General features: G+C 49.1%; 15 protein-coding genes. 12 read left to right on the top strand and 3 right to left on the bottom strand.

The window, feature by feature from the left end; translation table 11 throughout:
- The first annotated feature begins 104 nt into the window (after positions 1 to 104).
- From DWZ56_RS14075 to DWZ56_RS14040, 8 genes are all read left to right on the top strand, one after another.
- Positions 105 to 1,511 (top strand): undecaprenyl-phosphate glucose phosphotransferase, encoded by a 1,407-nt coding sequence (locus tag DWZ56_RS14075; protein WP_118557272.1) that lies wholly within the window; start codon positions 105 to 107, stop codon positions 1,509 to 1,511.
- Between the two features lie 16 nt (positions 1,512 to 1,527).
- Positions 1,528 to 2,637: an LCP family protein gene (locus DWZ56_RS14070; RefSeq protein ID WP_118557271.1), complete on the top strand. Its 1,110-nt coding sequence runs from the start codon at positions 1,528 to 1,530 to the stop codon at positions 2,635 to 2,637.
- A 282-nt stretch (positions 2,638 to 2,919) separates the two neighbouring features.
- Positions 2,920 to 4,362 (top strand): S1C family serine protease, encoded by a 1,443-nt coding sequence (locus tag DWZ56_RS14065; RefSeq protein ID WP_118557270.1) that lies wholly within the window; start codon positions 2,920 to 2,922, stop codon positions 4,360 to 4,362.
- 267 nt (positions 4,363 to 4,629) lie between these two features.
- Positions 4,630 to 6,093 (top strand): S1C family serine protease, encoded by a 1,464-nt coding sequence (locus DWZ56_RS14060; protein WP_118557269.1) that lies wholly within the window; start codon positions 4,630 to 4,632, stop codon positions 6,091 to 6,093.
- Positions 6,094 to 6,511: 418 nt separating this feature from the next.
- Positions 6,512 to 8,020 (top strand): ATP-dependent Clp protease ATP-binding subunit ClpX, encoded by a 1,509-nt coding sequence (gene clpX, locus DWZ56_RS14055; RefSeq protein WP_118557268.1) that lies wholly within the window; start codon positions 6,512 to 6,514, stop codon positions 8,018 to 8,020.
- 70 nt (positions 8,021 to 8,090) lie between these two features.
- Complete coding sequence (locus DWZ56_RS14050; RefSeq protein WP_158584597.1) at positions 8,091 to 9,791, top strand: S8 family peptidase; 1,701 nt, start codon at positions 8,091 to 8,093, stop codon at positions 9,789 to 9,791.
- An 82-nt stretch (positions 9,792 to 9,873) separates the two neighbouring features.
- On the top strand, positions 9,874 to 10,599 hold the full coding sequence (locus tag DWZ56_RS14045) for an ABC transporter ATP-binding protein (RefSeq protein WP_118557266.1): 726 nt from the start codon (positions 9,874 to 9,876) through the stop codon (positions 10,597 to 10,599).
- The gene (locus tag DWZ56_RS14040) at positions 10,592 to 12,310 is read left to right on the top strand and encodes a putative ABC transporter permease subunit (protein WP_118557265.1); all 1,719 of its coding nucleotides are present in this window, start codon (positions 10,592 to 10,594) and stop codon (positions 12,308 to 12,310) included. The genes DWZ56_RS14045 and DWZ56_RS14040 overlap by 8 nt, the downstream gene beginning before the upstream one ends.
- Before the next feature lie 41 nt (positions 12,311 to 12,351).
- On the opposite strand, the gene DWZ56_RS14035 is transcribed toward DWZ56_RS14040, so the two are convergent.
- From DWZ56_RS14035 to DWZ56_RS14025, 3 genes are all read right to left on the bottom strand, one after another.
- On the bottom strand, positions 12,352 to 12,804 hold the full coding sequence (locus DWZ56_RS14035; RefSeq protein ID WP_158584596.1) for a signal peptidase II: 453 nt from the start codon (positions 12,802 to 12,804) through the stop codon (positions 12,352 to 12,354).
- A 305-nt stretch (positions 12,805 to 13,109) separates the two neighbouring features.
- On the bottom strand, positions 13,110 to 14,534 hold the full coding sequence (locus DWZ56_RS14030; protein ID WP_158584595.1) for a response regulator transcription factor: 1,425 nt from the start codon (positions 14,532 to 14,534) through the stop codon (positions 13,110 to 13,112).
- Between the two features lie 10 nt (positions 14,535 to 14,544).
- Positions 14,545 to 16,347 carry a sensor histidine kinase gene (locus DWZ56_RS14025; protein WP_118557262.1) on the bottom strand — a complete coding sequence of 601 codons (1,803 nt, stop codon included), beginning with the start codon at positions 16,345 to 16,347 and terminating at the stop codon, positions 14,545 to 14,547.
- A 215-nt stretch (positions 16,348 to 16,562) separates the two neighbouring features.
- On the opposite strand from DWZ56_RS14025, the gene DWZ56_RS14020 reads away from it, so the two are divergent.
- The 4 genes from DWZ56_RS14020 (at position 16,563) to DWZ56_RS14005 (ending at position 21,099) form a co-directional block, all read left to right on the top strand.
- Complete coding sequence (locus tag DWZ56_RS14020; protein ID WP_243095266.1) at positions 16,563 to 17,516, top strand: ABC transporter permease; 954 nt, start codon at positions 16,563 to 16,565, stop codon at positions 17,514 to 17,516.
- Positions 17,517 to 17,539: 23 nt separating this feature from the next.
- Positions 17,540 to 18,445, top strand: coding sequence for a carbohydrate ABC transporter permease (locus DWZ56_RS14015; RefSeq protein WP_118557261.1), 906 nt, complete (start codon positions 17,540 to 17,542; stop codon positions 18,443 to 18,445).
- A gap of 113 nt (positions 18,446 to 18,558) precedes the next feature.
- Positions 18,559 to 20,145, top strand: a complete 1,587-nt coding sequence (locus tag DWZ56_RS14010; RefSeq protein ID WP_158584594.1) for an extracellular solute-binding protein — start codon at positions 18,559 to 18,561, stop codon at positions 20,143 to 20,145.
- A 114-nt stretch (positions 20,146 to 20,259) separates the two neighbouring features.
- A complete protein-coding gene (locus DWZ56_RS14005; RefSeq protein WP_118557259.1) occupies positions 20,260 to 21,099 on the top strand; it encodes an amidohydrolase family protein in 840 nt (279 codons plus the stop codon).
- Positions 21,100 to 21,146 lie beyond the last annotated feature (47 nt).

The raw sequence follows: 21,146 nt of genomic DNA, 5'->3' as shown, positions 1-21,146 counted from the left end.
CCATATTTTGATGTTGCCCTTTACACCTTCATGCTGTATTATAAAACAGAAGTGCCAAGAAGCGGTGTTGGAAGAGCGGCACAGATTACAGTAGGTGAAGAAGAGTGATAAAAGATAATCAGAGACGTCTGAATCAGCTTCATGTGGTTATTGATGCCATCGTTTTAATTGTGGCATATTTGCTTGCGTATTATTTTGTGTTTTCCAGCCCGATACCCCATGGAGAGCCGGCTTTCAGCAGGGGGCAGTATTTTTCGGTGCTTCTGGCATTGGTTCCGGCTTATCTTATCATATTCTGGATCTTTCATTTATATACGCCTAAGCGAGTGCAGGGCAGGCGCCTGGAAGCAGCGAATCTGCTGAAGGCCATTCTGGTTGGTGCCCTGCTCTTTTCTACTGCCCTGTATCTGGGTAAGGATGCCGGACTGGATTTCTCGAGACCTCTGGTGCTGTACTTTTCGATTTTCAGCTATATCTTTGAAGTGGCATACCGCAATGTTTTAAGGATTGTCCTGCGTTCCTTCCGCATGAAGGGATACAATCAGAAGCATATACTTCTGGTGGGCTACAGCCGGGCTGCCCAGGGGTATATAGACAGAGTAAAGTCCAATCCCGAATGGGGTTATAACATCCGCGGCATACTGGACAACCATGCGGAGAGGGGCACCGAATACAGAGGGATCAAGGTAATCGGCAACATTGACAACCTGGATTATATATTGCAGCTTAACCGGCTGGATGAGATCGCGATTACCCTTAGCATAAATGAATACGACAAACTGGAAAGAATCGTCGCGCTTTGTGAAAAGTCCGGTGTGCATACCAAATTCATTCCTGACTACAACAACATCATCCCTACCAAACCGTACACGGAAGATCTGCTCGGACTGCCGGTGATCCATATCCGGTATGTTCCGCTTACAGATTCCTTTAATGCGTTTTTGAAACGGGCCATGGATATTGTTGTCGGCTTCATAGCCACCATACTATTTTCACCGCTGATGCTGCTTGTAGCTTTGCTGATTAAGCTGACATCTCCCGGACCTGTCATCTACAGCCAGGAGAGGGTGGGGCGGCACAATAAGACTTTTAATATGTACAAATTCCGTTCTATGGAAGTGCAGCAGCCTTCCGCAGAACAAAAGAAATGGACAACTCCGGGAGATCCCCGCGTGACACCGGTCGGAAAGTTCATACGCAAAACCAGCATAGATGAGCTGCCGCAGCTGTGGAACGTGCTGAAAGGAGATATGAGCCTGGTCGGTCCCAGGCCGGAGCGCCCGTTTTTTGTTGAGCGCTTCAAAGAAGACATTCCCCGTTATATGATCAAGCATCAGGTGAGGCCGGGCATGACCGGCTGGGCTCAGGTAAACGGTTACCGGGGCGATACCTCCATCAAGAAACGGATTGAGCATGATCTGTATTACATTGAGAACTGGTCTATCGGGTTTGACTTTAAAATCCTGTTTTTAACCGTATTCAAAGGATTTATAAACAAGAACGCGTATTAACACGAAAGGAAGCGCTATGAGCAGAGAAAGAGAAGAAGAGCTAAGAGCGAGGGCCCGCAAAAAGAGCCGTGCAAAAAAGGCTGCAAAACGCAGAAGAAAAAAATTCATTCTGATGTTCAGTGTAGAGGCCATATTGTTAATGGTGGTGCTGTTGTGTGTGTTTGTGCTGGGCAAGTTTGATCAGATCCAGAAGCCGGATTTTAAGAAAGAAGACATCGAAACAAACTCACTGGCCGCGGAGGTGGAGGAGAAGCTGGAAGGCTATACCACCTATGCGCTGTTCGGCGTGGATGCCCGCGATAACAAAACACTGGATAAAGGGACTCACGGAGATGTCGTGATGATTGCCAGCATCAATAACGCAACGAAAGAAGTGCGGCTGGCTTCAATATACCGGGATACCTACCTCTGTATCAGCAAAGACGGAAAGAAGTATGGCAAGATGACCACCTCTTACTATAACGGCGGTGCCCAGAATGCCATTGAAACGCTTAATAAAAATTTTGACCTTCAGATTACGGATTATGTGACCTTTAACTGGGCAGCTGTGGCTACAGCTATCAATGATCTTGGAGGTGTTACGGTGGATGTGCCCGAATCCATGTTCAAAGACAACATGATTAACGGCTACATAACCTTTACGGTTGATGCCACCGGCATCGGATCCCATCATCTCAAGGGGCCGGGAGAGCAGTTGCTGGACGGCATACAGGCGGTATCCTACTGCCGTATCCGTTATATATCCGGCAATGACTACGGAAGGACGGAGCGTCAGCGCGAAGTGGTGGAGAAGATGCTTCAGAAGGCGAAATCCGCGGACGTGGGAACATTAAACAGTATAGTGAATCATGTTTTCCCTCAGATTGCCACTAATCTGGAACTGCCGACCATCATCAGCCTGGCTGCGGATGCAGGCAAGTTTTCCATGGGAGCCACAGCCGGTTTTCCCACGGACGAGAACCGCGGCAATGCAACGATCAACAAGGGAGCCATGGTTGTTCCGGCCACTCTGGAGGAAACCGCGAAAGAACTGCATATGTTCTTATATGACAATGCGGATTATGAACCGTCTTCCACTGTGAAGGCGATCAGCAAGGTCATTGAATCCGATTCGGGAGTGCATTAATCGTTTACTATTTATAATAACGTTCGCTGTCTGGCGGCCGCAGGGCTTACCTTCAATAATCCGGTGAGTCCTGCGGCCGTTGTCTGTAAGCACCAGTCTGACGCATATTGACTTCGGGAAGTTTACAGTATACCCTGAGTCACATACTCATCAATAATTTTCCACAGTTTTTTAAAAAAATGATCACAGATCGAACACAGATCCCTGTTAGACTATAGGCATAAAGAAAAAGAAACAGACGAAAAGTCATAACATAGGAAACAGTGTGAAAGGAGAATTATTATGAGTGATAAATACTTTGATTTCCAGAATAATGACAATGAAAATATCAGCGCAGTATCAGAAGAAAACAGGACGGTAAATGTGATAGAAGCAGAAGAAAGGGCATCGGAAGAAACCGCATCGAGATCTTTCAAGACGAAGAGAGCAAGGAGGACAGAGAGAAAAGGCGGATTTTGGAGGAAGGCCTGCTCCATCGCCTTGACAGGAATACTGGTGGGCGGCATTTCAGCGGGGGTATTTTTAGGCGTTGTCTATACGGCCGATGCAAACAGGCCGTTGTCGGGAACACAAACGCAGACGAACCGTATACCGGCTACATTGACCACACAGGGTGGACGGACAGACAGTGAGCTGACCGGCTCCACGAACAGCAGCGAGCAGAGCGCTTCCGGCATTGTGAAATCAGTCATGCCTTCCATCGTCGCAATCACAAATTCTCAGGTTTATGAAAACTACAGAAACGGAAGCTACTACGATTTCTTCCAGTATTACTTTGGCCAGCAGAACCAGCAGAGCGGGGAACCCCAGGAATATATAGCGGGCGCGGGGTCCGGAATTATCGTCAGCCAGACCGACGAAGAGCTTTTGATCGTCACCAATAACCATGTAATTGAAGGCGCGTCTTCGCTGACCATAACCTTTGCGGACGGATCCACAGCTCTGGCCAGCGTTAAGGGAACCGATGAAGAAGCGGATCTGGCGGTTGTAGCCGTGAAGCTCTCCGATCTGTCGGAAGAGACCAGGGCGGCTATAAAGGTGGCTACGCTTGGAAATTCCGATGATATGGAAGTGGGTGACAGCGTAATCGCCATCGGCAATGCCATGGGATACGGCCAGTCCGTGACAAGAGGAATCGTAAGCGCGCTCAACAGGGATGTGACCACCAGCGAAGGCATCACCCGCACTCTGATTCAGACTGATGCGGCGATCAATCCCGGCAACAGCGGCGGCGCTCTGGTAAATATGAACGGGGAAGTGATCGGAATCAATTCCGCCAAGCTGTCCGATACAGATGTGGAAGGTATGGGATACGCGATACCTGTGACCGCTACGGAGAGCATCATCACGGATCTAATGAACAGACAGACCAGAGAGATCGTTAAGGATGCGCAAAAGCAGTCTTCGCTGGGAATCCAGGGCATAACCATAGACAGCAGCACAGCCCGGGCAATGAACATGCCGGCCGGTGTACTGATCAGCGGTAAATATGAAGGTTCTTCCGCAGAAATCTCCGCGCTGAATGAAAGAGATGTGATCACAAAATTTGACGGCCAAAAGGTTTCAACCGCGGACGATATCAAAGAGTTGCTTAAATACTACGAAGCCGGCACCCAGGTCGAGCTGACCGTTGAAAGGATAGAAAACGGAGAGTATGCGGAGCATACGGTGACGGTAACTCTCGGCTATGCCAATCAGAATCAGCAGGTGAGCTACCATAATTAACTAATAATTATTAAGCGGCCGCAACGCGGCCGCTTAAGTTAACTCTTTTTTCAAAGATTCAACACAGTTTGATCACAATTACCTGATAAACTTAGAAACATATAAGAGATAGAAGCTGACAGACAGCAGAATCATGTGTATGATGAGGCACACTGAATTGTGCATAGGTCATCAGCCTCCGGCTGGTGACATGAGAAAGAGGAGGCACACTGAAGTGTGCGTAGGTCATCAGCCTTCGGCTGGTGACATGAGAAAGGGGACTTTGAGATGACGGATCAATACTTTGATTTTCTGAATCCGGAAAACAATTCTTCCGGCGATGTATCAGACAGTAGGTATGTGGAAAACCGGGTAGTGAATAACGATAGATATGAGAGCACAGGATATCGGCATGCGGATAATGACGCTATACCTCCGGAACCGGTACCCGGGAAAAAGAAAAAAGGCGGTTTCTTTAAGCGCGCCGCCGCGCTGGTGCTGTCCGGCATTGTAGTGGGCGGTATAGCAGCCGGCGTATTTATCGGAAGCGCATATGCAGCCAGACAGAGCGGGCTTTTTACCGCACCGCAGCAGGATGTGCCAAAGATTCCTGCAACTGTGACCAAGACGGAAAATGAAGGCGGAAACAGTGCGGGTGCCGGTGTGAACATCATGGATGCGTCCGGCATAGTATCGGAGGTAATGCCTTCGATTGTAGCCATCACCAATACGCAGATTTATGAAAATTACAACAGTGGCAATTACAATTATTATGATTTCTTTAATTACTTTTTTGGTCAGCAGGGACAACAGGGACAGCAGAACCAGGAGCCGCAGGAGTATACGGCCGGCAGCGGATCTGGAATAATTGTGAGCCAGAACGATGCGGAACTGCTGATCGCTACGAACAATCATGTGATTGAGGGGGCGTCTTCCCTGACCATCACCTTCGAAGATGATTCCACTGCACCTGCGTATGTAAAAGGAACTGACGAGGAAGCCGATCTGGCCGTGGTAGCGGTGAAATTCACCGACCTGTCCGCAGAGACCAGGGCCGCCATCAAGATCGCGACCCTGGGCAGCTCTGATGAAGTAAAGGTGGGCCAGGGCGTGATCGCCATCGGCAATGCCATGGGATACGGCCAGGCGGTGACCGGCGGCTTTATCAGCGCGTTGAACAGAGAAGTGGTCACCAGCGACGGCATCACCCGCACTCTCCTTCAGACGGATGCGGCGATTAATCCTGGTAACAGCGGCGGCGCGCTGGTGAACATGAAGGGTGAAGTGATCGGTATCAATTCCGCCAAGCTCTCCGATACCAAGGTGGAGGGCATCGGATATGCCATCCCGATATCCGCGGCGGAGGGGATCATCACCGATCTGATGAACAGACAGACCAGAGAGGTGGTTACAGACAGCAGCAAAAAGGCGTATCTGGGCATCGTTGGGGTGGGCATTGACAGCAGTACAGCATCGGTGATGAATATGCCGGAGGGCGTTGTGATCAACAATCTGGTGGAGGGCGCTCCGATCAATGATGCCGATGTGCTGCCCAGGGATGTGATCACTAAATTTGACGGGCAGAAGGTCAGAAGCACGGATGATATTAAAGAGCTGCTTCAGTATTACGAGGGCGGCAGCCAGGTGGAGCTCACCCTGGAGAGGCTGGAGAACGGCGATTATGTGGAGCATACGGTGACCGTAACCTTAGGATATGCAAGCAGTGCTCCCGCGGACAACAGCAACAGATAAAAGTGAATCAGCGAGAACCGGTGCCAGCAACACCGGTTCTCTTTTCCATTATTGTTACTATTTACGGCTGCTGATAAAGCAACGTATGACAGACCGGAGTATAGTCCTCATTGGGATCCCTTGAAGCCCGCCGGTTCTTTTGCTGCGTAGTTTGCAGCATTAGAACCGCTGCGCGCTTCACGGAGCGAGAGCGTGTCCCTATGAGGACTATACTCCGGTCTGTCATACGCGGGAAGTTTACGGCAACTGTGAATAGTGACTCACTTTACTATTTTTACTTAAGAAAAACTTTACTTGTTGAATAGATTCAACTGATATATAATGAAACCATTGGAACTGCGGGATTTTGCGGCTTAAAAACGCTGTTCCCGGGCCATGCGTCCTGCATGGAAATATTAATGGATACAGGAGAAATAAGATGGAAGATAGAGAAGATAAATCCGTACAGGCGGTATCCGGCAGCACGGATGAGCCTAATAAAAAGGATGAGGAATACGAAAAGGTCTGCTATGTCTGCCGCAGGCCTGAGAGCAAGGTCGGCAAGCTGATTTCCATGCCGGGCGGTCTGGATATCTGCGCCGACTGTATGCAGAAGGCCTTTGATACGTTTCAGCAGAGCGGGCTGTCCTATACGGATCTGATGCGCATGGGCAATATGGTACAGCCGCCGGATTCTAAGGAAAACGGGGACGGGGATAAGGACAAGGATAAGCAGCCGCCGGTTTTTGCGGGCATACCGTTTTTTGAACTTGGGCCCCATATGGAGATCCCTAAGAAGCAGCGTATAAAGAAGAAAAAGGCTGAAGGTGAGGAGCCGGGGAAGAAGTTCGACCTTAAGAGCATCCCGGCACCGCATAAGATCAAGGCACAGCTGGATGAATATGTGGTGGGGCAGGAGGCGGCAAAGAAGGCGATTGCCGTGGCTGTATATAACCATTATAAGAGGGTTGCATCTAATGCCGAGGATGGTGTACAGATAGAGAAATCCAACCTGCTCATGATCGGTCCTACGGGAAGCGGCAAGACTTATCTGGTGAAGACGCTTGCGAGGCTTTTGGATGTGCCGTTAGCCATAGCGGATGCCACTTCGCTGACAGAGGCCGGTTATATCGGCGACGATATAGAGAGCGTGGTATCGAAGCTTCTGGCGGCTGCGGACAACGATGTGGAGCGTGCGGAACACGGAATCATCTTCATCGATGAGATCGACAAGATCGCAAAGAAGAAAAACACCAATACCAGGGATGTCAGCGGAGAATCCGTGCAGCAGGAGCTTTTAAAGCTTTTGGAAGGCAGCGTGGTGGAGGTGCCGGTGGGCGGCAGCAGCAAGAATATGATGGTGCCCATGACTACAGTGGATACGAACAATATCCTGTTTATCTGCGGCGGCGCGTTTCCCGATCTGGAGGATATCATTAAGGGAAGGCTGAACCAGCAGTCCTCCATCGGCTTTAGGGCGGATTTAAAGGATAAGTATGACAGCGATCCCAATATTCTGTCACAGGTGACGATCGATGACCTGCGGGCATTTGGAATGATCCCGGAGTTTTTGGGCAGACTGCCGGTCATTGTAACGCTGGAGGCATTAACCAGGGAGTTTTTGGTTAAAATACTGACTGAGCCCAAGAATGCGATTGTAAAGCAGTATAAGAAGCTTTTGTCCATGGATGAGGTGGATTTGAGGTTTGAGCCGGATGCGCTCACCGCCATCGCCGAAAAGGCCATGGAGAAAAAGACGGGCGCCAGAGCGTTAAGAGCGATTCTGGAGGATCTGATGCTGGATATCATGTATGAGATCCCCAAGGACGACAATATTGGACGCGTAACCATCACCAAGGCATATATAGACAAGACCGGCGGTCCGATCATCGATATGCGCGGTTATCTTCTGCTGGAGCAGGAAGGGGCGGCGGCAGCTGCCGAATAAGCTGTACGCGTCATTGGATTCCTCCAAGCCGCATATAATATCTGGAAGATAGGGCAAAAGGATGCAGCCAATGGCCTTAGATTATGATGAATGCCGCATCGCGGCGGTTTCAGAGGATTATCTGGATGTAATTGAGGAGTTTGTGGATTTATTCTATAGGCAGTCTAACATTCCGGAGGATTTCTGCTGGCAGGCAATCGGGTATAGGTATGGTGTATTTTACGTAAAGAGCGAGGATATGCCGCCATACTCAGTGGGAGAATACGGATACTCGCGCATACCGAAGCTGTTTGCGCTGCAGGATACCACCAGCCTGGAAGCATCGGGAATCCTGCGGGTGCAGAACCAGCCTGCGCTTAATTTAAAGGGACAGGGAGTGCTCGTCGGCATCATTGATACGGGCATCGATTATACCAATCCTGTTTTTCAGGTGGGAGGGCGCACGAGAATCGCATCGATCTGGGATCAGACTATACAGACCGGGGAACCACCTGCCGGAATTGTATATGGGACAGAATATGGGCGCGATGAGATAGACAGAGCGCTCCAAAGCCAGGACCCATTTTCTGTAGTGCCCAGCAGGGATGAAAACGGACACGGCACTTTTATGGCGGGCATTGCCGCCGGCGGAGAAGATCCTGACAATAATTTTATAGGCGCCGCGCCGGAAAGCACCATTGTCGCAGTGAAATTGAAGCCCGCCAAGAGAAATCTGCGGGATTTCTATATGATCAGTGAGAACGCGACAGCTTTCCAGGAAAATGATATCGCTTTGGGCATACGTTACCTGATACAGAAACGGTTTGAGCTGGATATGCCCATGGTGATCCTTTTAGGTGTTGGCACCAATTCGGGCAGCCATACCGGAGTGAAGGTGCTGGGCGATGTGATCAATTCCACAGCCAGCATGCGCGGCAACGCCGTGGTCATCGCGGCCGGAAATGAGGCAAACCGCGGACACCATTTCCGCGGACTCGTCACACAGCAGGGCGGAGTGGAAAACGTGGAAATCCGCGTGGGCGAAAATGAAAGAGGATTCGTGACGGAGCTGTGGGCCAATGTGCCCGAAACCTATGCTGTCGGTCTGATCTCGCCCTCTGGAGAGCGTGTTCCCATGATACCAGCCAGGATACTGGGAACACAGGTGATACGCTTTGCCCTGGAAGCGACAGTGGTCACCGTGGATTACAGCAGCATGGACATAGCCGGCTCCCAGCTGATATTCATGCGGTTTGAACGGCCTACGGCGGGAGTTTGGACGGTGCAGGTATATAACACACAGTATTTTACAGGGCAGTTTGACATGTGGCTGCCGGTTACGGAATTTCTTACTGGAGAGACTGTATTTCTGCGTCCTGATCCAAATATAACCGTAACAACGCCGGGAGGTGCGGCCAATGCAATCACGGTGGGAGCCTATAATCACAGGAACCAGAGCCTGTATCTGAATTCAGGCAGGGGCTATACCAGGAGCAACATTGTTAAGCCGGATATTGTGGCGCCCGGAGTATCCGTATACGGTCCTGGCATGATGGGCCGTTATGGGGAGAGAACCGGTACCAGTGTGGCGGCCGCTCAGGTGGCCGGCGCAGCCGCTTTGCTGCTGACCTGGGGGGTTGTGTACGGAAACGATGACGATATGAATTCCAATACAGTGAAGTCCTATATGGTGCTGGGCGCCAAGCGTGACCCGAATATGCCCTATCCAAACCGGGAATGGGGATATGGCAAGCTGGATCTATACAATACGTTCCAAAATATATTTTCATGAAATCTATACTAAAAAAGAGGAAGCACACTTAAGTGTGCGCAGTTCATCAACCTGCGGTTGGTGGCATTAAAAGGAGAACTAAATGATAAGTCTTAAGCATGTTTCCAAGACCTATGGGAGGTCCGTAAAGGCGGTGGATGATCTGACTTGGGATATTGAAGACGGTCAGATCGTAGGATTTATAGGGCCGAACGGGGCCGGCAAGACGACGACTCTGAAGATGATCACCGGTATCCTAAGCCCTGATCAGGGTGAGATCACAATCAACGGAATCAGCATGAAGGAGGACGGCGTGAATGCCAAGCGCCAGTTTGGCTTTGTTTCCGACAGCCCTGACAATTTTCTTCGTTTAAAGGGCATCGAGTACCTGAATTTCATGGCGGACATTTATCAGGTATCCACGGAAGACAGGCGCAGAAGGATCGACAGCTTTTCCGGCAGGTTTGGCATGGAATCCGCTCTGGATGACCGGATTTTAAGCTATTCTCACGGCATGAGACAGAAGATCATGGTGATGGGAGCCCTGATCCATGAGCCGGCGGTCTGGATACTGGATGAGCCGCTGACGGGCCTGGACCCCAAGTCCGCCTATGAGCTGAAAGAGATGATGAGAGAACATGCCAAGGGAGGAAAGTCCGTATTGTTTTCCACCCATGTATTGGAAGTGGCGGAGAAACTATGCGATAAGGTATCGGTCATCAATAAGGGGAAAATCGTATTCCTGGGCACCCTGGATGAGCTGAGAGAAAAATACAATTCCAAGGATACGCTGGAAGATATCTTCCTGGAGCTGACCGAACATGCGTGAATTTCTGGTTCTCACAAAAGTACTTCTGAAGTCCGGCCTGGGAGACATCCTTCAGAAGAGTGAAAATAAAAAGAAAACAGCCGGCAGAGGCGGAAGGATCGCGCTGTATGCCCTGCTGACGGTTTGTATGATGCCGGCCATGGGTATGATCTTTTCCCTGGCTGCCGGCGGTTACCGTATGATGGCGGCCATCGGGCAGGAAGGTATGATCATCGAGCTGATCTGCTATGCCGGAGCGCTCGCCACGCTGGTCTTTGGCCTGGCGCTTGTCATGTCGGTGTTTTATATGAGCCGCGATATCTATAATCTGCTGCCTCTGCCTCTTTCCCCATGGCAGATTGTGGGCGCTAAATTTACGGTGACCCTGGCATATGAGTATCTGACCGAGGCGGTACTGTTAGGCCCCGCTTTTCTGGGATATGGGGTGGCCAGCGGCGCGGGTATCCTGTATTGGCTGTTTGCGGTTGCGGCGCTGTTAACGATTCCTGTGCTGCCCCTGATCTATGCATCGGTGCTGTCCATGCTGTTTATGCGTATTTTCCGAAGAGTGGCGAACAGGGATTTCATCAATGTCGTGATCACCGTTCTGATGCTGGTATTCGTGATCTCCTTCAGCACCTTCAGCGGGAGCATGTCCGGATATACACAGGAATCCGTCATGGAAATGCTGACAGCCAGCGATAATTCACTCCTGGGCGTCATGAGCGGTTTCTTCCCCTTATTTATTTTTTTGGAGAAGGCGATAGTGAACGCTGACATTTTACAGATGCTTTTATATCTGCTCTGCCTTTTGGCAGTCGCGGCAGTATTTTTGTTTCTGGCGCAGAAACTGTATTTCGCAGGTGTGTTGAGCATCAGCGAAACTTCCTCCAAACGCAGGAAGATAAGCGTCACGATGAGGGAAAAACTGACGCGCAGCAACGGCGTCTTAAAAAGCTGCGTGCAGAGGGAATGGCGGGTTTTATTCCGTACCCCTACCTATTTCTTGAACTGCTGCCTGATCACCTTTAGCTGGCCTGTCTTTATGGTGCTGCCTGTTGTTTTCAGCCTGATCGGAAGCGGTAAGGACCAGGTGAGCGGTGAACAGGTAATGACCAGCCTGTCAGGTATGACAGCTGCGATGAATACAGTTTCCGCGGCAGCTCTGGCTCTGATCGTTACTTATGGCATCACTGTGTTTATAACGAGCATGAATTTTACATCCGGAACGGCAATCTCAAGGGAGGGCAGAAGTTTCTTTTTCATGAAGCTGATCCCGGTGCCATACCGGACACAGATTCAGGCAAAGGTCATCTGCGGTCTCATCTTAAGCTTGATCGGAACGACATTTTATGCCGCAATTCTGTTTGTTGTATTCATACTTCTGTTTGGATTGCCGCCTCTTTCACTTGTATTTATGATACTGATCACCTTTGGCATTAACCTGCTGATTAACATGATACAGATATGGGTGGATCTGGTATCACCTAAACTTGAATGGGAGAGCGAGCAGATGGCCGTAAAGCAGAATATGAACACGCTTTTGGAGGCACTGATCACCGTTGTGCTGGGGGCTGTGTTAGGCGGAGCTGCGGCCATGCTCTATGCGCTGCTGCCCATAAACCTCTATGTGCTGTGCGTCATATGCTGTATGGTGCTTGCTGCGCTCAATGTGGGCGCATATCATCTGCTCGCCGTATATGCGGATAAGAGAATGCAGGAACTGGAATAGGGTAGCAGTTCAGACGGCGGGAAAATACGCCGTCTGAACTGCTACTGCTTTCTAAGAAGCTCGGACAGAGTGCAGAGCAATACTCCGAGAAAAACCGCAGCATCTGCCAGGTTGAAGACGATTTTTTTTAGGAATTTCCAGGGGATATAGATATAATCCACCACATAGCCCCTGATCAAATGGTCCGACAGGTTGCTTAAAGCTCCGCCCGCCAGCAGTGACAGGCCGAGCTTTAGCAGCAGGCGGCCTTTTTCAAATAAAAGAGGGATATAAAAGCACAGAACCAGGAGGCATGCACCGCCCGGCAGTATCTTGGTAAGAAGCGGGTGCTTATCCAAAAGATTCATAAACATGCCCTTATTGTGCATCCTGGTAAGTATCAGCCGGTTCTCCGATAAGGTTTTGGGAAAATCACTCTGATCCGCCTGCTCAATCTGGTTTTTTAAATACAGGTCCATTGAAAATACGAAAAGTGTCAGAATCAGGAATATCATAAGGCCCTCCGTTCCTGCGCGGTCTGCGCATATTAGTATTATAGCTGCTGCGGGGAAAAGCCGCAATGGGGAGTCGCAGTTACTGTCCACGGTTGTCGTAAACTTCCCGCGCAAGACAGGGCCGGGTATATTCCTCATTGGGACACGCTCTCGCTCCGTGAAGCGCGCAGCGGTACTAATGCTGTAAAATACACAGCATAAGTACCGGCGGGCTTCAAGGGATCCCTATGAGGAATATACCCGGCCCTGTCTTGCGCTGCTTTAGCGGCAACCCCTGAACAGTAACAGCGCAGGTGAAGGAATGACTATACTGGGATGCTGCCTGAGAAGAGGTTTAGGTCGGTTCCTTCGCCAAGCTGGTATTGCCTGGGGGTGACTCCGGTGATTTTTTTGAAGGTCTTAAGAAAATAAAAGTAATCATTAAAGCCTGTGGCGGAGGCAATTTCGCTGATGCTGTAATTGCCGGAATTAAGCATCTGACAGGATTTGTGGATGCGCAGGCTTGTGAGATACTTGATCACTGTGGTGCCGGCTTCCTGCTTGAAGATTTTGGAAAGGTAGCTGGGATTCATATGCATGTATTGGGCAAGGTCATTTGTGGAGATATTACGGGTATAATTTTGGTTTAAGTATTCCATCATCTGGATGAAATTGGTGTTGGTCATATAAAGCTGCTCGTTGTAAGTAGGATTTGGCTCCATTGCCAGCTGACAGAGCAGGGTCAGCATTTCGGAAAAGTCCCGGTAGCGTTCAGGCAGCTGATGGACACTGTAAATATAGTAGTCGTCCCGCTGGGAATTATACCGGTTGGAAGAACAGATCATATTGTTCAGGCACATGGCAGTCTGCACGGAAAATGATTTCCGCTGCGGACTGTTTTTTAATGTTTCCAGGGCAAGCAGAAGCTGGCCGCTGTTACCGATGGATAGTAATGAGGAGACCTGATCTAAAAAATCCTGGCTTTTATCCTCCGAAATAAGTGTACTTACGGTACAATCCGGCTGTATGAAATATTGCAGAGCCCGGATCTGGCATTCTTTGATCCGTCGGGGAAGCTCCTCTATAGGAAATGCTGTGTTTGCCAGGCCGATACACTTGTTTTCCGGCAGGGACAGAAAACTGCTGATTGTGGCCTGGTCCAGAGGGAAGCTGGAAAACCATCCGTATTGATGCTGCCCCATTCTGAACAGGGTGGAAGAGTTCCCCTTTGTATCAGGGGGAAAAGAGCCAGTAAATACGGCGCAGCAGCAGGTGCTGTGATAATTGCCGGAGGCTGTCAGATAATCGGAGAGCAGAGGGATATCTTCGTCCAAAAGGGCGCCCAGCAAAACATCCTGGTTATAGGTTTGCTCCTTGCTCTGGAGTCTGGACACTGCCCGGTTCAGATATATGTCGATTTCTTCGTATTCCAGGGGTTTTAGACAGTATCCCAGAATTCCGTATTTGATGGCCTTCTGCGCATAAGAAAATTCTGCATATCCGCTGATGACAATGGTTTGAATATTCGGATACCGGGCGAAAAGAATCTGACATAATTCCAGCCCGCCCATCTGCTGCATGCGGATATCTGTGATAACAATATCAATTTGCCGTCCTTTTATAATGTCCAGAGCTTCTTTGCCGCTTCCTGCTACAACTGCGACCTCGCACTGGTGCGCTGCCCAGCCTATAGCCTTACACATACTGGCGGTAATGGCAGGTTCATCATCCACTAACAATACTTGATACATAATCATCCTCCTATTTATTATCACCAACCAAAGGTTTTGTCATTTGCATGCCTGACGGCAGAATAAGAGTTACACAGGTTCCGTCCCCCTCATGGCTTTCCAGGGAAATCCCGTATTGCGGACCGTACTGAAGATGCAGACGGGCATTGGTGTTTATGAGCCCTATATTTTTGCTGGTGTCATATACCGGGGAGGCGAGCATGCGATGTATTTCGGAAAGCTTTTCCCCGGATATGCCCACACCGTTATCCCGGATGGTGATCTTTAAAATGTCCCCTTCTAAAGTGCTGTTTAAAACAAGAACACCGTTCCCCTCCTTGTGCTCCAATCCGTGAAATATGGCATTTTCCACCAGGGGCTGCAGGAGCATTTTGATCACGGGAATCTGCAGGGTGTCCGGCTGAAAGTTTTTTAAAATCATGATCCGGTTGGGAAACCTCGCCTGCTGGATATTCAGATAGGCAAGGGTGATGTCAATCTCCTGCTGCAGGGAGACAATCTGGTCCCCCTTAATGCTGTAGCGCAGGATTTTCCCCATGGAGACGGAGATCTGATCAATCAGAGGGACGGAATAATCTGTGGCGATCCCACGGATCAATTCCAGGGTGTTATAGATAAAATGAGGATTTATTTGGTTGCGAAGATTGTCCAGTTCCGCTATTTTCTGCTGAAGTTCCATTTCATAAAGGTCGTTGGCGTTGCGCACAATCTGAAAGTTCAGTTCGTTGATGGAAGTCAAAAGGGAGGTGAAGCTCTTACCGATTTCATGGATTTCTTTACATCCCTGCAGGTTCAGCGGTTTCTTTATGACTCGCTGATGGCTTGCCTCTATTTCCTTTATGATAGAATTAAAGGTTCTGATCGGAACGATATAGTTCCGGTAAAGGATCATGTAGACCAGAATTAAAAACAGGACCGTAACGGCAATCATTGTTGCACACAGAAGATTAATGCCGCCCAGCTGGCTGGTAATGCTGTTTGTGTTGACTGCGCTTATCATATAACAGTCAGCGGCATCCACATACTGATAGCTGACCGCATAGTCCTTTAATATCATATCAGTGCTCTGGGTATCCATGGTGTCCGGAGTAAAAAGCGTCTGCAGGAGTCCGATCCCTCCGATGATTTCATCGACCAGGTCCTGTTCACAGTTAAAAGCATAGGTATGAAATTGTCTGTCCATCATAAGGAAGCAGGAGCTGGCCTGGTTCTGCTGAAATACAGGCAGAGACAGCTGGGGCAGGCGGATGGATATGAAAATGTAACCTATACGCTGATAGTTGGAATAAGCAGGCGCTCCAAAAACCAGGTAGGGAGTATGCTTATTGGAGAGAAAATCCCCATACCGGATTCCAAGGCTGACGCAGATGTTCGCCGTCTCCATTTTCAGAGTCATCTCTGCCAGTGTTTCCCGTGTGAAGAGGGCGGACCAGTTAATCAGGCTATTGACATAGGCAATATCGGCTATGGATGTATTTGCCTCCTGTATATGTATTTTCTGATCCTTCAGCGCTCGGATAATTTCCACCGTAACCTCATGCCAGTTGCCTGCCTCCAGCAGTGTTGTGGTGTTGATGTCGTACAGAAGCTGCTCGCAGATGGATTCCGCCTGATTGGAGATCAGGGTGATCTGTGAGGAAAGCGTGCCGGAAAACATGGCGGCATATTCATTGCTGGTCTGTAATACCATCTTCCTGGCCTGGAAAAGAAGCATGACGGACAGGCACAGCAGGATAAAAAGAGAGCAAAGCAAAAGCAGAAAATACTGTCTGGTAATTGCCAATTTATTGAATTTATTCGGTATGCATTTCATTTGTTTTCTCCATTTTCGTGATTGATCCTTTAATAAATCTATTATACAGAAATTTAACTCCTAAATGTATGGAAAAAAATACTTTTGAACAACGAATTTTCCATATTTGTCGATATAAAAAGAAAGAATCTTACATTTCCTTTTAGTCTGGGTTTTATTATGATTAAATTGGTTTTTGAGAAAGGCGGCAAAGAGTAAAAGGTGGAGGGGCGGCATTGTACAGAGAGAAAAGTGTAATACATAGGAAAGATAACAAGTGGCACAGAATAAGGGTCTATTTTAGAAATAACTGGCTGTTGTATGTTCTGCTGCTTCCGGTGCTTTTATGGTATCTGGTTTTCTGCTATGCACCCATGGGCGGTCTGGTGCTGGCTTTCAAGAATTACAGCATCAGGGGGGGAATCTGGGGAAGCGACTGGGTCGGATTGGACCATTTCAGGAATATGTTCAGTGACAGGGAGTTTCTGCGGGCTATAAAAAATACGGTGATCTTTGGCATCGGCGGCATTCTGCTGACTATGCCGTGTGAAATCGGCCTCGCGCTGATACTCAATGAGGTTCGTTTCCGCCGGTCGAAAAAATTTATTCAAACGGCGGTCACTTTTCCGCATTTTATTTCCTGGGTGGTGCTGTCCGGTATTCTGGTAAACCTGTTTTCTTCTGTGGGTGTGGTAAACCAGCTGCTGATGGCGTTTGGCCTTGATACAATCTCCCCGCTGACAGACGCGGGGGCTTACCGCTGGTTTATCTGGCTTAGCAACATCTGGAAGGAAACCGGATGGGGCTCCATCATCTATCTGGCGGCCATAACATCCGTGGACCAGGGCCTTTACGAGGCGGCCAGCGTGGATGGGGCGAGCCGTCTGCAGCGGGTGTGGCATGTGACTTTGCCCGGCATACGCAGCACCATCTGCATCATGCTGATTCTAGCAGTGGGGCAGCTGCTCACCAACGGCCGGTTTGATCAGATCTTTAACACCTATTCATCTCCGGTCTACAGCGTTGCGGATACTTTGGACACCTACATATTCCGGGAATCGCTGCTAAGCGGCACCATGAATTTCGGTTATTCCACTGCAATCGGTGTATTTAAGTCTGTTTTTGGCCTGATCATGATTCTGATTACGAATAAAATTGTTACGAAAACAGGCGAGGAAGGTCTGCTTTAAAGTATGAGACAGGAGATGCGCGAATGGATAATAAAAACAAAAAGATCAGAAAATACAGTGTGAATAGGATTACCGTGGGAGATGTTTTTCTGCTCATTATACTGGTAATTCTGGCGGCGGTGGCCATCTTCCCATTTTATCAGGTAATCCTGCTGTCCTTTGCGGACACGGTATCCTATGCGTCTCATCCTTTATATCTGCTGCCATATGTGTTTGATCTGACGGGGTATAAGACAATTTTTCATGACAAGGGCTTTTTCAGCTCCGTGGGCGTCAGCCTGTTTATCACTGTCGTGGGCACTTTTATCAATATGTTTCTGTCAGTAACCGGTGCGTATGTTCTGTCCAGAAAGCAGCTGGTTGGAAGAAGGATCTTTCTGGGAATGATTGTATTTACGATGTTCTTCAGCGGCGGAATGATCCCCACCTATCTTGTCGTTAAAGGTCTGGGTCTGGTGAATACCGTCTGGGCGATGATACTTCCCAGCGCAATCAGCACTTATTACCTGATCATCATGAAGAACTATTTTTCTTCCCTGCCTGACAGCCTGATGGAGGCTGCGCGGCTGGACGGCGCCAACGAGGCAGTGATTCTGGTCAGGATCATCCTGCCTATATCCCTGCCATTTATGGCGACATTTTTTCTGTTTTATGCGGTGGAAAGGTGGAATGAATGGTATCTGGCCAACCTGTATGTCAGCAAGGCATCGCTGTATCCGCTGCAGATCTATCTTAGGAATGTGCTGATCAGCATGAGCAATACGCTCAATGATATAGCAAAACAGCTTTTGCAGAAGGATCAGCAGGTGAACAGCACGGCTGTGCAGATGGCGGCTATCGTAGTTACCACGGCTCCCATATTATGCGTGTATCCGTTTGTCCAGAAGCATTTTGTCAAGGGGATTATGGTGGGGGGAATTAAAGAATAGTAACAAAGAATAAGTAAATAGATTCTCTAAACAGCGGGAGAGTTTATTATATATTAATGCACGGATTTTTAGGTGCACACATCAACTATATTATTTTAGAGGAGGAGAGGTTTATGAACAAGAAACGTTACCTGTCAATGCTATTGTGTATGGCGCTCATTTTGGTGGGACTGTTATCGGGCTGCGGCAGCAAGACTGCTGATCCGGATGACGGAAATAAGGTTACCCCATCCGTAAGCGGGAAAGATGATCTGGAATTTATGGAAATCAGCATATCCCATTGGAATGGAGATTCCGCTTTCAGCAGCGATGATGAGGTGCTGAAAACCATTAAAGAAAAGTTCAATGTCGACTTTGTCTCCCAGAATATTACATGGGATGACCACACCCAGAAATTGCAGCTTTGGGCTTCCACCGATTCACTGGCTGATATCTCCGCCGCATATATCCGCGATACGACACAGATGTACTCCTGGGCGAGAGACGGTGTGATCCGTTCCCTTCCCAGTGATCTGTCCGCCTATCCCAACCTGCAGAAGTATATGGAAGAAAACACGAAAGAAAACTGCATGGTGGATGGCGAATGCTATGTGATTCCGAAAAATGTCTATCTGTCTCAGGAAGAGACGGTTATGGAGAGAGTGATCCTTTACCGCTGGGATCTGGCGCAGCAGGCCGGTATCACAAAAGAACCAGCAAACTGGGACGAGTTCCGCGAGATGCTGCTGGCAATCATGAAGGCCGATCCGGAAGGCAAGAACATCGGTGGAATGACAGCTCCGTCTATGGGATATTTGGGTTATCCCATGCTGTGCTACAGCGTACCGAACGCATGTGATGACAGATGGGAGAAGTGGAACGATACCTATGTTCCCGCCTATTTTGGAGGTGAGAATCTGGGAGATAATGTGCTCGCCACCTGGAATCTAATGCGCGACATGTATACAGAGGGTACCATTGATCCGGATCTGCCCATCTCTACTCTTGAATTGGCACAAAATAAATTTTTAAATGGCCAGGCTGCAGCTTTATGCGTGACCAGCTCTATTGCCGCCACTCCAAGTTTTGGTATGGATTCAAGCTGGAAGGAGCTGTATGGCAATCCGATGATGGATGACTGCAAGATACTGAATCTTATGCCCGGCGCAAACGGCGAAACCTATTACTGGTCAACGTCGTATTCTGCCGCAGAGTCAATCTTCTCTTCCCATGTGGATGATAAGAAGATGGAGAGGATCCTGATGATTTATGATTATCTGCTCTCTGATGAAGGTATTATGCTGTCAAAATTCGGTGTGGAAGGCGAGAGCTATGAAATCGTGGACGGAAAACTGGTAGCGGACATAGATGCCCGCAATGAAAAGTATCCAAGCACCCTTGCGTTGGCAAATGTTGTCTCCTGGGTTCTTCCGCTTCCCAACGGGTATGAGAATGATGCGGGGTATGACGATTGGTATGATGAGTGGGTACCCAGCTACATTGAACAGGCAAAGGCTTGTAAAATGCCCGAGTATGAGCCGAGGTGTAAGTCGGCATTTGTTCAGTCAGGCTCAACCCTTGTGATCAGTCCCAGCGATGACGGACTGCGCATTATGACAGGTACGAAGCCTGTAGAAGAGATGTGGAAGGAAATCCTGGAAGAGTATAAGCAGGATGGCCTTGAGGATACGATTCAGAAGGTGAATGACGCGCTGAAATAATTGAATATTTTACAAGCCGTCTGAACTGTTACGCTGTATGGGAGAGGAGGTGTGGTTATGCCACACCTCCCGCTCGGTTAAGGTTAAGCCGGCTTGCTAAAAAGGAGAAAAACTATGATTATTGATTGTCACACCCATCTGGCCAATCCGGAACATATAGGGGGCGAATTTCTGGAAGGAGCACAGAGGGCCTGGGGGTCTGACTGTGATCTAAGCGCTGCACCCAAAGTGCATGAAGCCGCCAGCAGGGCATGCGACGCAGTCATCGTCCTGCCTATCGATGCGGAGGAGATCGGCTACTTCACACCTAATGAATTCATCGCTGACTATGTAAACCAGGAACCTTCCCGCCGCATTGGCTTTGCCAGCGTGAATCCTAACAGAACAGGAGCCGATAAGATACTGCGGGAAGCGGTTCTGGGCCTGGGTCTTAAGGGACTGAAGCTGGGGCCGATTTATCAGAAATTTAATCCCGCGGCCTCGATGGCGTATCCCCTGTATGCTATGGCCAACCAGCTGGGTATTCCCATTATGTGGCACCAGGGCACCTCCTATGTGGAAAATGGGCCCCTGGAATACAGCAATGCGGTGCTGCTTGATCCTGTGGCCCGCAGCTTTCCGGACCTGAAGATGATTGTGGCCCATCTGGGCCATCCGTGGTTTGCCGAGACGGCCTGCCTGGTGCGCAAGCATCCCAATGTCTATACGGATATGTCGGCTCTTTCCACACGCCCCTGGCAGATGTACAATGCCATGATCACCGCGCTGGAATATGGAATCGAAAAAAAGATTTTCTTCGGTACGGATTTTCCTTTCTTTACAGCAGAGCGCACCATGGAGGCATTCCGCAATATCAATAATATCGTAGAGGGAACCAACCTGCCTAGAGTGCCCGAACAAGTGATAGAGGACATTATCCACCGCAATACACTGGGAATTCTCGGGCTGGATTAATTGAAAAGGGGAAGCGCACAGAAGTGCGCATAAGTCATCAACCTGAA

The organism is Lachnotalea sp. AF33-28 (assembly GCF_003477885.1).
Taxonomy (GTDB): Bacteria; Bacillota; Clostridia; order Lachnospirales; family Lachnospiraceae; genus AF33-28.
This window is presented reverse-complemented; position numbering and strand designations above follow the sequence as displayed.

Excerpts from the sequence above, each read along its gene's own strand:
- DWZ56_RS14070 (WP_118557271.1), top strand. The coding sequence starts at position 1,528 with ATGAGCAGAGAAAGAGAAGAAGAGCTAAGAGCGAGGGCCCGCAAAAAG.
- DWZ56_RS14065 (WP_118557270.1), top strand. The coding sequence starts at position 2,920 with ATGAGTGATAAATACTTTGATTTCCAGAATAATGACAATGAAAATATC.
- DWZ56_RS14060 (WP_118557269.1), top strand. The coding sequence starts at position 4,630 with ATGACGGATCAATACTTTGATTTTCTGAATCCGGAAAACAATTCTTCC.
- clpX (WP_118557268.1), top strand. The coding sequence starts at position 6,512 with ATGGAAGATAGAGAAGATAAATCCGTACAGGCGGTATCCGGCAGCACG.
- DWZ56_RS14050 (WP_158584597.1), top strand. The coding sequence starts at position 8,091 with ATGGCCTTAGATTATGATGAATGCCGCATCGCGGCGGTTTCAGAGGAT.
- DWZ56_RS14045 (WP_118557266.1), top strand. The coding sequence starts at position 9,874 with ATGATAAGTCTTAAGCATGTTTCCAAGACCTATGGGAGGTCCGTAAAG.
- DWZ56_RS14040 (WP_118557265.1), top strand. The coding sequence starts at position 10,592 with ATGCGTGAATTTCTGGTTCTCACAAAAGTACTTCTGAAGTCCGGCCTG.
- DWZ56_RS14035 (WP_158584596.1), bottom strand. The coding sequence starts at position 12,804 with ATGATATTCCTGATTCTGACACTTTTCGTATTTTCAATGGACCTGTAT.
- DWZ56_RS14030 (WP_158584595.1), bottom strand. The coding sequence starts at position 14,534 with ATGTATCAAGTATTGTTAGTGGATGATGAACCTGCCATTACCGCCAGT.
- DWZ56_RS14025 (WP_118557262.1), bottom strand. The coding sequence starts at position 16,347 with ATGAAATGCATACCGAATAAATTCAATAAATTGGCAATTACCAGACAG.
- DWZ56_RS14015 (WP_118557261.1), top strand. The coding sequence starts at position 17,540 with ATGGATAATAAAAACAAAAAGATCAGAAAATACAGTGTGAATAGGATT.
- DWZ56_RS14010 (WP_158584594.1), top strand. The coding sequence starts at position 18,559 with ATGAACAAGAAACGTTACCTGTCAATGCTATTGTGTATGGCGCTCATT.
- DWZ56_RS14005 (WP_118557259.1), top strand. The coding sequence starts at position 20,260 with ATGATTATTGATTGTCACACCCATCTGGCCAATCCGGAACATATAGGG.